The organism is Streptomyces sp. NPDC029674, assembly GCF_044903205.1.
GTDB lineage: Bacteria > Actinomycetota > Actinomycetes > Streptomycetales > Streptomycetaceae > Streptomyces.
This window is the reverse complement of the sequence record NZ_JBJDPY010000004.1, coordinates 454,775-467,998: the sequence shown is the minus strand read 5'-3', so window position 1 is coordinate 467,998 and position 13,224 is coordinate 454,775. Positions and strand designations below refer to the sequence as shown.

General features: G+C 71.6%; 10 protein-coding genes. 5 read left to right on the top strand and 5 right to left on the bottom strand.

The features are described 5' to 3' along the window. Nucleotides 1-131 precede the first annotated feature (131 nt). The 5 genes from ACI2L3_RS12680 to ACI2L3_RS12660 all read left to right on the top strand — a co-directional run bounded on the left by ACI2L3_RS12680 (nt 132) and on the right by ACI2L3_RS12660 (nt 7,276). Nucleotides 132-530 (top strand): DUF3140 domain-containing protein, encoded by a 399-nt coding sequence (locus ACI2L3_RS12680; RefSeq protein WP_404752337.1) that lies wholly within the window; start codon nt 132-134, stop codon nt 528-530. Between the two features lie 253 nt (nt 531-783). Continuing rightward, entirely contained in the window at nt 784-1,365 is a 582-nt protein-coding gene (locus ACI2L3_RS12675; protein ID WP_404752336.1) for a DUF6328 family protein, read from the top strand. Nucleotides 1,366-1,484: 119 nt separating this feature from the next. Next, a complete protein-coding gene (locus tag ACI2L3_RS12670; RefSeq protein WP_404752335.1) occupies nt 1,485-2,297 on the top strand; it encodes an SAM-dependent methyltransferase in 813 nt (270 codons plus the stop codon). Nucleotides 2,298-2,431: 134 nt separating this feature from the next. Beyond that, on the top strand, nt 2,432-4,972 hold the full coding sequence (locus tag ACI2L3_RS12665; RefSeq protein WP_404752334.1) for a protein kinase: 2,541 nt from the start codon (nt 2,432-2,434) through the stop codon (nt 4,970-4,972). Between the two features lie 18 nt (nt 4,973-4,990). After that, on the top strand, nt 4,991-7,276 hold the full coding sequence (locus ACI2L3_RS12660) for a protein kinase (RefSeq protein ID WP_404752333.1): 2,286 nt from the start codon (nt 4,991-4,993) through the stop codon (nt 7,274-7,276). A gap of 4 nt (nt 7,277-7,280) precedes the next feature. On the opposite strand, the gene ACI2L3_RS12655 is transcribed toward ACI2L3_RS12660, so the two are convergent. From ACI2L3_RS12655 to ACI2L3_RS12635, 5 genes are all read right to left on the bottom strand, one after another. Then, complete coding sequence (locus tag ACI2L3_RS12655) at nt 7,281-7,727, bottom strand: nuclear transport factor 2 family protein (protein WP_404752332.1); 447 nt, start codon at nt 7,725-7,727, stop codon at nt 7,281-7,283. Nucleotides 7,728-7,857: 130 nt separating this feature from the next. Beyond that, nucleotides 7,858-10,239 carry an MMPL family transporter gene (locus ACI2L3_RS12650; RefSeq protein ID WP_404752331.1) on the bottom strand — a complete coding sequence of 794 codons (2,382 nt, stop codon included), beginning with the start codon at nt 10,237-10,239 and terminating at the stop codon, nt 7,858-7,860. Then, nucleotides 10,236-11,093 (bottom strand): cytochrome d ubiquinol oxidase subunit II, encoded by an 858-nt coding sequence (locus ACI2L3_RS12645; protein ID WP_404752330.1) that lies wholly within the window; start codon nt 11,091-11,093, stop codon nt 10,236-10,238. The genes ACI2L3_RS12650 and ACI2L3_RS12645 overlap by 4 nt, the downstream gene beginning before the upstream one ends. 219 nt (nt 11,094-11,312) lie before the next feature. Further along, a complete protein-coding gene (locus ACI2L3_RS12640) occupies nt 11,313-11,978 on the bottom strand; it encodes a response regulator (protein WP_404752329.1) in 666 nt (221 codons plus the stop codon). After that, entirely contained in the window at nt 11,975-13,222 is a 1,248-nt protein-coding gene (locus ACI2L3_RS12635; protein ID WP_404752328.1) for a sensor histidine kinase, read from the bottom strand. Before ACI2L3_RS12635 ends, ACI2L3_RS12640 begins: the two co-directional genes overlap by 4 nt. Nucleotides 13,223-13,224: the final 2 nt, after the last annotated feature.

Here is a 13,224-nt window from a genome sequence, read left to right as displayed (position 1 = left end):
TCGCCGCCATAGCCAATTCCGGACACTTCTATGCTTAAGGTGCAAAGCGACGGCTTCACCGACCTCCCCCTCCCCGCCCTCCCCTCCGCCTTCGTTTCGCTCGGGGCGCCTGGGCAACCCGGGACAGGCGGATGAACGACAGCAAGGAAGTGATGACCATGGCGGACATTTCGACACCGGAGCTGGACGAGCTGTGGAACGAGTTCCACGCGGTGGTGAACATGACCTCGCGCGAGCTGAGCGACTGGCTCAAGACGCGTTTCGCGGGTGAGGAGAGCGAGGAGCTGCCGGACCAGGCCGGCACCGAGAACGGCCGCCGGGTACTGGAGATCCTCGGCAAGCGCCGTGTGGACCTCAGCGACGACGACATCCGGGTCATGCGGAAGGTCGTCGACACGGTCACGTCCGAGCGGGGCGCGGACATGGAGCCGACGGCGGGTCAGCCGAACTGGCGCCACCGCCTGATGACCCTCGGGCACGACCCGCTGAAGCCCCTGGGTTCCGACGCGGGGGCCTCCCGGGACCGCTGAGAGCCTGTCTTTGAACCCCCGTCGTCCGCGCGGAGCGCGGGCGCAGCGGCGGATTGGGGTCCCCCCTGCTCGAGCGCAGCCGAGAGCTTGGGGGAGGGCGTGCCGGGCGTCGGGGCGCAGGCGGGGGTTCAAAGACAGGCTCTGAGGGCTGGACCAGGCACCGTCGACCGCGGCCGGCCCGGCCCTCCGCACTCCAACCCGCATGGAAGGGGTCGGACGGGGCATCCGGTTTTCCTGGAAACAGGAGGATGCCATGACCATGACGGAGCGGCCGGCCGGGCCGACGGACGAGGACGCCGCCCACTGCCCGCGGCACGACAGTGACGACTCGCAGAGCAGTGGCTGCTGTGGTGCCGAAGCGCCGGAGTCCGCGCGCGACCGCGTCAATCGCCGCTGGCACGAGATTCTCCAGGAGACGCGGGTCGCCCAGACAGGCGTACAGATCCTCTTCGGATTCCTGCTCAGCGTGGCGTTCACACCCCTGTTCCGCGAGCTGGACACGTTCGACCGCGTCATCTACGTCGTCACCGTGGTCCTGGGCGCGTCGGCCACGGGCTCGCTGATAGCGCCCGTCTCCATCCACCGCTTCCTGTCCGGTCAGCGCATGAAGGACGAGGTCGTGGAGACCGCCGGCCGCCTGATGATGTGCGGCATGGTCCTCCTCGCGCTGACCATCGGCTGCACGCTCCTGCTGATCCTGCGCATCGTCGTGCCGGGGCCCCTCGCCGAAGCGCTCGTCGGCGGCGTCATGCTGTGGTTCGGCATCTGCTGGTTCGCGCTGCCACTGCGGTTGCGGCGCCGCGCCGCTCGGCGCTCCCGAAGCGGTGACGCATAGCCTCCGCCGTATCGCCGGACACCGTGGTCCGGGACCACGACAATGGCAACACGGTTCATTGTCGTCACAGTGGTCGCGCACCCGGGACACCACAGGCGTGCGCGTGGAGAGGGGAAGACGTGAGTGTGAGCCAGCACCCGTCGGACGTGTCGGGCAGGCTGAACACCGGGGTCGCGCACAACGCGCGGGTGTGGAACTACTGGATCGGCGGGAAGGACCACTACGAGGTCGACCAGCGGGTCGGTGACCACGTGGCCACGGTGTTCCCGGTGATCCGGGACGTGGCCCGTGCGGACCGCGGCTTCCTGGGCCGTGCGGTCCGGTTTCTGACCGCCGACTGCGGAGTGCGGCAGTTCCTGGACATCGGCACCGGGCTGCCGACCCTGGACAACACCCACGAGATCGCCCAGCGGATCGCGCCCGAGTCCCGGATCGTCTACGTCGACAACGATCCCATCGTGCTCGTCCACGCCCGCTCCCTGCTGGTCGGTACCCCGCAGGGAGCCACCGACTACCTCGATGCCGACGCCCACCACCCGGACAGCGTCATCGAGGGCGCCTCAGCGACTCTCGACCTCGACCGGCCCGTCGCGGTCATGATGCTGGGCATCCTCAACTTCGTCGTCGACACGGAACAGGCGCTGGACATCGTGCGCCGGATCATGGCCTCGGTGCCCTCCGGCAGCTACCTCGCCATGACGCACCCGACCACCGACGCCGACCTCGGGGGCGAGGGCAACGTCGAAGCCATGAGGTTCTGGAACGAGAACGCCACGCCCCCGATCACCGCCCGGAGCCGTGCGGAGGTCAGCGCGTTCTTCGACGGCCTCGACCTCCTCGAGCCCGGTCTCGTGTCGTGCTCGCAGTGGCGCGCCGAGCCGGAATCCGCGGCGGTACTCCCCCAGTTCGGCGCGGTGGCCGTGAAGCCCTGACCGTACGCCGCCCATCGGCCACCGGGTAACGTGACGCCGATGCAAGGCGGTTGCCAGGGGACGGGTCGGCAGGGGGACGGGTGCGGATGATCGGCCAGTTGCGGGATGCGTCACCTCGGCGACTCGGGCCGTATGTGACGCTGGCCCGCCTCGGGGCGGGCGGGATGGGCGAGGTCTTCCTCGCGCGCCCCGGTGACAGGGACGCGTTCGGGCCCGGTGACCTCGTCGCCGTCAAGGCCATCCGGAACGAACTGGCGACGGACGACGTCTTCCGGCGGCGCTTCCGGCGCGAGGCGGAGGTCGCGGCCCGTGTCGACAGCCCCTTCGTGGCGCGGCTCGTGGCGAGCGAGGCCGACGGTGAAGTGCCGTGGCTCGCCACGGAGTACGTTGCCGGGCCGACGCTCTCCGAGGCCGTGCGCCGGCACGGTCCGCTGCCCGCAGGTGCCGTCGCCGCGCTCGGAGCGGGCGTGGCCCAGGCGCTGACCGTGGTGCACGGGGCGGGCGCCCTGCACCGTGACCTCAAGCCGGGCAACGTACTGCTCGGCCAGGACGGCCCCAAGCTGATCGACTTCGGCGTGGCACGGGTGCGGGACGCCACGACCATGACCCGGTCGGGGCTGCTCGTCGGCACCCCGGGCTTCATGTCACCGGAGCATGTGGCGGGTGGCAAACATGTGGTGGCGGCATCGGACGTCTTCTGCCTGGCGTCGGTGCTCACGTACGCGGTGACGGGGCGGGACCCCTTCGGGGACGGGCCCATGGCCGCCGTCCTGTACCGGGTGTCGCGGGCCGAGGCCGAACTGGACTCCGTACCGGACGAGTTGAGGGACATCCTCGCGGCGTGCCTGGCGCGGGACCCGGCCGAGCGGCCCGGCGCGGCAGAGGTCGCCGAACGGTTCGTACGGCTGCGGGACGCGGCGACGAACGCCGAGTGGCCGGACACGGTACGGGCGGCGGTCGACGAGGCGCGCCGGGACGTGGAGCAACTGTGCGCCTCGGGGCAGGCGTTGCTGCCGGTGCCGCTCTGGCCGGAGCCGGAGGCCGGGCGGCACCCGGCCACGGCTCAGGGGGGCCCGCCGACAGCGCCGGGGCATCCGGTCACCGCACCCGGGTACCCCGCGTCGGCGGCGGTCGGTGCTCCCGCGTCACCCGCCGGCGTCGGCTTGCATCAGCTGCCGACGATGAGCGGCTCGCCGCCGCCGGCCGCGGCCCGCCCCCGCCGTCGCGCGCCACGCGTGCTGCTCGCCACGATCGCCGTCGCCGTGGTGGCGGGCGCGCTGGGCGGGGCGCTCGCCGTATGGGGGCCTTGGTCGGAAGGGTCCGGCGGCGAAGGTCAGGAGGCCGCACGGCCCGGTGGCTCGGCCGTGCCGGGCAAGGTGGATCCGGGGCCCACCGACCCGGCCGCCGTCGAGAAACTGATCGCACGGGCCGGCGTCGACGCGGAGGGCACGGCCGACCGGTCCGGAGTGGTGGACCAGGTCGCCGCCCAGCGGCCCAAGGGGTGGAAGGCGTGGCGGGGCAGTCTGAGCCACTCCCCCATGAGCTGCGCCGCCGACACCCGTGCCATCGTCTGCCTGCTGACCAACGGCACGTACGAGGCGCTGAGCGCGGTCGACGGGAAGCGGCTGTGGAAGTCCGGCGAGGTCGACCCGGAAGGCGGTGTGGAGGAGGCGTACATCGGCCCGAGCGGCGCCTACTTCAGGCCCGGCGACGTACTCGAACCGCAGGTGCGCGGCGGCAGGGCGGTCATCGCCCGCGACGGCGTGCTGCAGGTCCGCGACTCCACGACCGGTGAGGTCATCTGGGACGCTCCCGCCCCGGACGGCGCGGGCGCGTTCACGCTGCGCCCGCTCATGGACGACGACACGCTCCTGGTCACCGCGGAGGGTACGTACGTGAAGAAGGGGGCGATCGCCTCCTTGCACGCCTACGATCTCGACGACGGCCGCCCCCTGTGGGACGAGGAGCTCGGCACCCCGCTGGAAGCCAAGGTCGACATCAACCGCTACCAGATGCGTGCCCTGCGCGACGGAGTCGTCTACGCCGACGAGAAGGACAGCCTGGCAGCGTACGACGCACGGACCGGCGAGGAGCTCGGGCGGTCCGGGAGCGACTGCAGGACTGTGCTCGTCGGCGAGGACGTGCTGTGCACGACGCCCACCGACAACGCGTCCAGGAGCGATGGCTCCCGGCCGCGCGTCAAGGTGCTGCAACTGAAGCCGCGCACCTTGAAGCAGGCGGACGAGCCCCTCTTCTACCCGGCGCCCGAGGGTTACGGACCGGCCGCGGGCCCGACGGCCGTGAACCGGGCCGTCGCCGTCTCCGTGGACCCCGGCAAGCACAGCGTCCAGGTCAATGACAGGGGAAACGGAGAAGTGCTGCGTTCCGCGAAGCTGCCCAGGGGGAACGTGCCGGCCTCGTCGCCGCTGCTGCTGGGCGGTCGCGCCGTCTACGCGGACAGCGACGCGCTGTACACACTGCCGCTCAGCGCCGGTACCGGGACGGCGAAACGCCATCCCGTGCCCGGAGCACCGGGCGACCGCCCCGAACCCCCGCCGAACGTCAATGGCACCGTCATCTCCGAGATGCTGCGCGCGCCGACCGTCCTGGCCCTCGGCGGCGTCGCCCACATCGTCTACGACGAGGGCAAGATCTCGTCGGTGGAACTGCCGTAGTCGAGGATTCGGATTCGCATGCTCACGCCTCTGCCGCCCGGTGCCGCCCGCCACATCGGCCCCTACCGTCTCCTGGCCAGGATCGGTGCGGGCGGCATGGGTGAGGTGTTCCTCGCCCGTCGCGGGCAGGGACAGCTCGTCGCCGTCAAAGCCGTACGGCAGGAACTCGACGGCGATCTGGACGACGCGTTCCGTGTCCGCTTCCGGCGGGAGATGGCCGCCGCCCGTGCGGTCACGGGACCATTCACCGCCGCTCTCCTGGACGGCGACGCGGAAGCCCAACTCCCCTGGCTGGCAACGGAGTACGTACCGGGGCCGTCCCTCGCCGATGCCGTCGCGCGCTGTGGCCCGTTCCCGGTGGAGTCGGTCCGCGCACTGGGGGCAGGCTTGGCTCGGGCGCTCACCGCGGTGCACGCGGCCGAGGTCCTGCACCGTGACCTGAAGCCGGGCAACGTGCTGCTCACGCCCGAAGGCCCCCGCCTGATCGACTTCGGTATCGCGCGGGCCTTCGAGGCGACGACCCTGACGATGACGGGCGTGCTCGTGGGCACACCGGGCTTCATGGCGCCGGAGCAGATCGAGGGCTCGCACGCGGTCGTCCCCGCATCGGACGTCTTCTCACTCGGCGCGGTCCTGTGTCACGCCGCGACAGGCCGCGGCCCCTTCGACGACCCGGAGCTCGCCTCGGTCGTCTTCCGCATCTCCCAGGGCGACGCGGACCTGTCCCGTGTGCCGGCCGAGCTGCGCGGCGTCGTCGCCGAGTGCCTGTCCACCGATCCGGCCCGCCGCCCCACGCCGACCGAGCTCGCCGAGCGCCTGGCCGACGGCACCGCGGCCACCCCGTTCCCCTGGCCCTCCGAAGCGCTGTCGCTGTTCGCCGAGTACCGGTCCGCCGCGGCCGTATTCAGGCAACCCGCGTCCGAGCCGGCCGAGTTCAAGCAGTCGGGGGCGGCCGACGCGCCTCCCCCGCCGCAGGCGGCGCCCGCCTTGGGGGCGTTCGGTCCCGCGCCGGTCCTCAGGCGGCGCCGTTTGCCGTGGGTCGTGGCGTCCGCCGCGGCCGCCGTGGTGGTCACCGTGGCGGCGGTGGTACTCCCGGACACCCTCGCGGACGATCCAGCGCGTACTCCCACCGCGAGTCCACGGCCGGATGCCGGCTCGAAGCCCGGTGGTGTGGTCACCGCCTCGGGCAACCAAGGCCACTCAGGTGAGTTCGGCGCGTCGGCCGTGCGCGAGGCCGCGCTCCCCGATGGCTGGCGGCCGTGGTCGCGCAAGAAGCCGAAGGGCGTGGACAGCATGGGCAAGGGCTGCGTCATCGCGCGGTCCACGCTCGTGTGCCGGGACGGGTGGGGCGCCGCGATCGCCCTGGACGCGGCGACCGGCAAGGACCGCTGGAAGACTCCCGGCTTCCCGGGGGAACCGACCGGCATCCAGGAGCACCCTCCCGAGACCGACGGCAAGCGGGTTTTCGTCCCCAGTGAACTCGGTGTGACCGGTCTGGACGTGGCGACGGGCGGCGAAGTCTGGCGGCACAAAGTCCCGGCGTACGCACGGATGGTGTCCGTGGCGTACGCGCAAGGGGTGGTGTACACCGCCGAGTTCAACAGCCGGAGCGCGCCCGAGCCGCGCACCACCGTGCTGCGGGCCCGGCGCGCGAGCACCGGCAGGCAACTGTGGAAGACCAGCGTCGACGGCAGACCCCGGGGCGCGCTGCTCGCGCAGGGCGACAGGCTGTACACGGCCGTGGAGGGAGGCGGCGTCATCTCCCTCTCCACCCGGGACGGCGACGAGGAGGCCAGGGTTTCGGAGCCCGCGTGCAGCGACCTCATCGGCTACGCGGGCGCGATCCTGTGCTGGTCCATGGAGCACACGGGCGTACGCGTGCTCGACAACGGCACCCTTGCCTCCCGCCGCACGATCGGGGCCACGAAGAAGCCCGACGTCGCCCCGGTCGTCGGCAAGAAGGGCGTTCTGGTCATCGCGAACACCGACAGGAAGGCCGAACTCCAGGACCGCCTGACCGCGTACGACTGGAAGTCCGGCAAGGAGCTCTGGGACCTCCCGGCCCGCGGCACCCCCAGCGCCCTCGGCCTCTCCGGTGACCGGCTCCTGTACGTGGGCTTCTACGAGATCCGTACCGTTCCCCTCGACGGTGACGCGGAGAACATCACCCAGCGGACCGTTCCCACGACCGACACGAGGGCGATCGACGGCCTGTCGGCCACCTTGACGGCGCCGCTCTACCTGGGCGGCGCGATCTTCGCGGAATCCATCGAAGGCCGCCTCGTCTCCGGCCGCGCCCTCTGACACCTCAACGAGCCTTCGTCGCCTCGGCGATCGCCGCCGTGTCCCAGTAGAACGGCCGCACCTCCACGATCCGTCCGCCCCGCACGGTGATCGACTGCAGTACGGGGAAGGCGAGTTCACGCCCTGTGGCGCGGGCCCTCGCGTGGACCTGGGTGTGGACCACCGCCGTCTCGCCCGTGGCCAAGAACTCCTGCTCGCCGATCTCGAAGGACTCCCAGGTCTGCGCCATCGCGCGCAAGAAGCGGGCCATGCCGTCGTGGCCGCGCCAAGTGCCGCCGTACGGAAGGGCCTTCGCCTGGTGCATCACCACATCGGGGGCGAAACAGGGGGCCAGCAGGTCGAACGAGGCCCTGTTGGGGCCGCCCGCCGCGAAGTAACGGGACTCCGCCTCGTACATCGCGGTGAGGACCGTCTTCGAATCCTGGGCGGCAGCCGTGTGCTCGGTGGTCATGCCGTCAGCCTCCTGGCTTCGGGCCTTCCGTGCTGGCGGGAAACGGACGTCGACGTATCGACATCCACACAGGGGACGCCAGGAGGTGTGTTCCTCCCGGCGTCCCCTGCTGTGCGCGCCGCCGCCCACGTCAGCGGCGTGGGCCCGCGTCCGCGTAGTCGCCCTGGCCCGGCGCCTCGGGGGCACCCGCGCCGGACTCCGGCCCGCGCGGCTCGTGGCGCTCGATCTCCACCCTCGGCAGCAGCTTGGCCAGCGGTGCCGGGAGCCACCAGGCGCGGCGGCCGAGGAGCTGCATCACGGCGGGCACGATCAGACACCGGATCAGCACCGCGTCCAGCAGGATCGCCACCGCCAGGCCCAGACCGAACTGCTGCAGCATGCGCTCCGGGCTGAGGATGAAGGCCGCGAAGACCACGATCATGATGGCCGCGGCGGCCGTGATCACCTTGCCGGTGTGCGCAAGACCCTCCCGTACGGCGTGCGAGGGGTCCTTGGTGTTCTCCCACTCCTCGTGGATGCGGGAGAGCAGGAACACCTCGTAGTCCATGGAGAGACCGAAGACGATCGCGAAGATCATCACCGGTATGAACGCCTCGACCGGTCCCTGCTGGGCCCCGAACCACCCTTCCTGGAAGACCAGCGTGACCGCGCCCAGCGAGGCCCCGATGCTCAGCAGGTTGAGCAGTGCCGCCTTCAGCGGAATCAGCAGCGAGCGGAACACGGCCATCAACAGCAACGCCGAGAGTCCGACCACGATGGCGACGAAGACCGGGATGCGGTCCTGCACCTTCAGCGAGAAGTCCTCGGCCGCCGCCGTCGCACCGCCGACCAGGAACCGCGTACCGGTCTCCCGCTCGACGCGCGGCAGGATGTCGTCCCGCAGCGAACTGACCAGGTCGGAGGTCGCCTCGGCCTGCGGCGCGGAGGCCGGGTAGGCGATGAGCAGCGCCACCGACGGGTCCTTCGTCGGGATGGCCGGGGAGACGGCCGCGATGCCGGTGGTGTCCTCGAGCGTCGTACGGAGCGTGCCCGCCGCGCCCTTGACCGGCCCACCCTTCTCCTGGCCGCCCGTGTCCGAGCCGTCCGCGACGACGATCAGCGGGCCGTTGAAGCCGGGCCCGAAGCCGTCCGCAAGCAGGTCGTACGCCTGACGGCTGGTGGTGGACTCCGCGTCGTTCCCGGCGTCCGCGAAACCGAGACGCATGTTCAGCGCGGGTGCGGCCAGCGCGCCCAGTGCCACCACGGCGACCAGCAGCGCCGCCCACGGATGCCGCTGCACGCCGCCGCCCCAGCGGCGCCACGCCGTGCCCTCCTCCTTGCGGCCACGGGCCGCCTGCTTGCGTGCCCTCTTGAGCACATTGCGGCGGATGCGGCCGCCGAAGGTACTCAGCAGCGCGGGGAGCAGCGTCAGCGAGGCGATCATGGTGACCAGCACGGTCAGGGCCATCGCCAGGGCCACGCCCTGGAGCGAACCGAGACCGAGCGCATACATGCCGAGCAGCGCGATGATGACCGTGCAGCCCGCGAAGAAGACGGTACGGCCGGCCGCGTCCAGCGCGACGCGCGCGGCCCGCTCCTGTCCGGGGCGGCCTGCGCGGTCGGCGGCCTTGCGGGCAGCCCGGTCGTTGCCCTCGTCAGCACCGCCACCACCTGCGAGGGAGCCGTCCCCGGCCGCCTCGACCAGCAGCTCCGTGCGGTACCGGGAGAAGATCAGCAGCGCGTAGTCGATGCCGACACCCAGCCCGACCAGCATCATCAGCGGCGGGGTGAAGTCCGCGAGCGTCACGAAGTGCGAGGCCATCACGATCAGCCCCATGGTGCTGCCCACCGCGAACAGCGCCGTGATCACCGGCAGTCCGGCCGCGACCACCGAGCCGAACAGGAAGACCAGGATGATCAGCGCGCCCAGCATGCCCGCACCTTCGGCGGCGCCGCCCTCACCTTCCTCCGCGTTGCGGATGGCGTCGCCGCCCAGCTCGACCCGCAGCCCGTCGCCCTCGAACTTCTGGGCCACGTCTATCAGTTGGACCCGCTCCTCCTTGGGTACCTCCTCGGCCAGGCCGTCCAGGGTGACGGTCGCATAGCCGGTGGTGCCGTCGCGGGAGACGGCGGACTTGTCGTCGTACGGGCTCACCACCGCGGTGACGCTGTCCTGTGCGGCGACCTTTTTCAGCATCGCTGCGACGCGCTTCTCGTGCGCGGCGGTCCGCAGGCCGTCCTCGTCCCGGACGACGATCTGGATGCTGTCGCCGGCCTGCGCGGCGCCCTTGTCCTCCATCGTCTGCTGCGCCTGGTGGGACTCGGTGCCGGGAAGGGAGAAGTCGTTGCGGTAGTCGTTGCCCACCACCATGGACAGCGCCTGTACGCCGATGAGCACCGCGGCCCACAGCACCAGGGCCCGCCACTTGTGACGGAAGGAGAAGGCGGCGATCCGCTCGAAGATCCCCGGCCTCTTCGGCCGTCCTCCGGCCGTGCCCCTGTGGGCCCGCGGCCCGGTCCGTGCGTTGCTCATGACGGCTCCTCCGTGTCTTTACGCATGTTCGTCTCGTCGCCTTCGTCATCTACGTCGTCTACGTCGTCTTCGTCGGCGAATCCGCGATCCGCTGAGCGGAGAGTGCCGGGGAAGGTGCGCCGGGCCCGCGTCAGCGCGGTGACAAGCAGCGCCGCGACGGTCGTCAGCAGCGGCACGACCACCCACGGCAGCCATGCCAACCACCCGGCCACCGGACCGTCCACCGCCGCCTCCCACAGCGGCAGTTGGAGGCCGCAGGTAAGCGGCAGCGCCGCCATCGCCACGGCGGTCAGCGCGTACGACTCGCGCGATCCTCCGCGGCCCGCCAGCAGCCGGGCCCGCTCGAAGGGCCTGCCGGTGAGCCGCAGAGCCCCGAAGCCCAACCCGTGCAGGGCGAACAGCAGGGCCACCACGAGTGCCACGACGGCCACCGTCCCGGCGGCGGTCGTACCGGCCCTTCCGCCGGTGATCAGCTCGGCCAGCAGCCAGCTCCAGCCGAGCACCGTCAGCCAGCACCCGTACACCGACGCCTGGTTGGCCCGCAGCAGGCCCGTCCGGCGCACGGCCAGGCCGAGCAGCAGCACGAGGAGAGCGGGACAGCGCTCCCGGAGCAACTCCCCCGCCAGCTGCGGCAGGCAGGTGACGAGCACCCCGGCCGCGGCGGCGAGCCAAGCGGCGCCGCCGCGTGCCGAGGCGGCCAGCACCTGCCGTCGTTCACGCGGGTCGCGGGCCAGCCAGGGCAGCAGCATGCCCAGGCCCAGCCCGGCCCCGACGACGACGAAGTAGCCGGCGGTGAAGAAGCCGAGCAGCCCGATCGCAAGCGTTCCGACCACCGTCTGCACCGACGTGTCCACCGCCGTCACCCCCTTCTGTGCTCCCGCTCCCTCGACCTGGGAACACAGTGCGGTGACGACATGGGGCGCCGCGTCAGCCCGGGGTCACGACCCGGCGTACCCCAGGAGTTGCGTGCGCGGGAGGCGCCGTACCACCGGGGTTGCAGCCACCGGCTTCCTGGGGTCCGATCTCACTCGGGCCTGGGCCTGTACCTGTACCTGTACCTGTACCTGGCAGGGCTATCCCATCCAACCGGGGGTGATCATGCCGGACTCGTAGGCCAGGACGACGAGTTGGGCGCGGTCCCGGACGCCGAGCTTCGTCATCACCCGGCTCACATGGGTCTTCGCCGTCGCCGGACTCAGTACGAGCCGTTGGGCGATCTCGTCGTTGGTCAGCCCCGCACCCACCAGGCCCATCACCTCACGCTCCCGCTGGGTGAGGCCGTTGAGCCGAGTGTCCGGCTCGGGGCGCTTGACGCGGCCCGCGAACTCCGCGATCAGGCGCCGCGTCACGGTCGGGGCGATCAGCGCGTCACCGCGCGCGGCGACCCGTACGCCGTGCAGCAGTTCCATCGGTTCGGTGTCCTTGACCAGGAAGCCCGATGCGCCGGCGCGCAACGCCCCGTACACGTGGTCGTCCACGTCGAAGGTGGTGAGGATGACCACCCGTACGCCCTCAAGGCGCTGGTCGCCGACGATCTCGCCGGTGGCTTCGAGACCGTCCTTCTCCGGCATCCGGATGTCCATGAGGACGACGTCCGGCCGCAGTTCGCGGGCGAGGCGTACGGCCTCCACACCGTTGGCGGCCTCGCCGACGACTTCAATGTCGTCCTCGTCCTCGAGGATCGACCGGAACCCGGCCCGCACGAGTCTCTGGTCATCGGCCAGCACAACCCTGATCATTTTGTGTCCTCCACCGGAATCCGCGCCTCCACCCGGAAGCCGGAGATGCCTCCGGTGCGGCCCGGGATGTTCTCCGCCGTCAGTTCGCCGCCGAGGGCCCGTGCCCGTTCGGCCATGCCGCCCAGTCCGCTGCCGCCGAGGTCCGTGGCGCTGTGCCGGCCCGCGCCGTCGAGCGCGCCGGGCACGCCCTTGCCGTTGTCCTCGATACGTACGCGCACGCTCGTGTCACCGCCGTCACCGCCGTCACCGGCGTCGGCGCCGTCGTGCTCCAGCCGTACCGTGACCACCGCCTCCGTCGCCTCCGCGTGCCGCACGATGTTCGTCAGCGACTCCTGCACGATCCGGTACGCCGCCAGCCCCACCTGGGGCGGCAGCCGCGGCACCTCGTCCGGCACCTCCATCACCGTACGCACCGAGAGTCCGGCCGTGGACGCCCGGTCCGCCAGTCCGGCGATCTCCGTCAGGCCGGCGTCGGCGGGCGCGGTCGGCGCCGCCTGGTCCACCTGCCGCAACACGCCGAGCGTGGCGCGCAGTTCACGCAGCGCCTCGCGGCTGGTGTCCCGGATGGCCTCCATCGCGGGCACCATCTCGGCCGCGCCGGCCTTGCCCTTGGCGTGCCGGTGCATGGCGGCGCTCGACTGCACGTTGATCAGTGAGATGTTGTGGCCGAGCACGTCGTGCAGCTCGCGCGCGATCCGCAGCCGCTCCTCGATCGCCGACTGCCGTGCCCGTACGTCGCGCTCCCGCTCCGCCGCCAGCGCACGCTGCTCGACCTCGCGCAGATAGGCCAGCCTGGTGCTGTACGCGTGGCCCGCCGCGACCAGGCCGACGAACCAGCCGAGCAGCAGGAAGATCGAGGTGTCGTCCACGTGGCGGCCGTCCGAGGAGCCGATCCGCTCCGGGACGGCGATGATCAACATGGTCGACACCGCGAGGGTGGCGGCCGCGAGGAGATAGCCCTCGGCCGCGACGGTGAACAGCGCGAAGGCGAACGCCACCAGCAGCACCGGCACATCGCGTTCCGAGATCGGGAAGTACGCCATGCTGCAGGCAAGCACGAACACCGCGACCCACACCGGCCTGCGCCGCCGCCAGTGGAGCGCGACGAAGCCCGCCAGCGTCAGCGCCCCGGACACGACGGTGACGGTCGCGGAATCGCCGGACGAGCTTTCGAGGATGAGAACCGCGACCGCAAGGACCGCGACCGACACACCGACGAGCACGGCTCGTGGAGACAGGGACATGC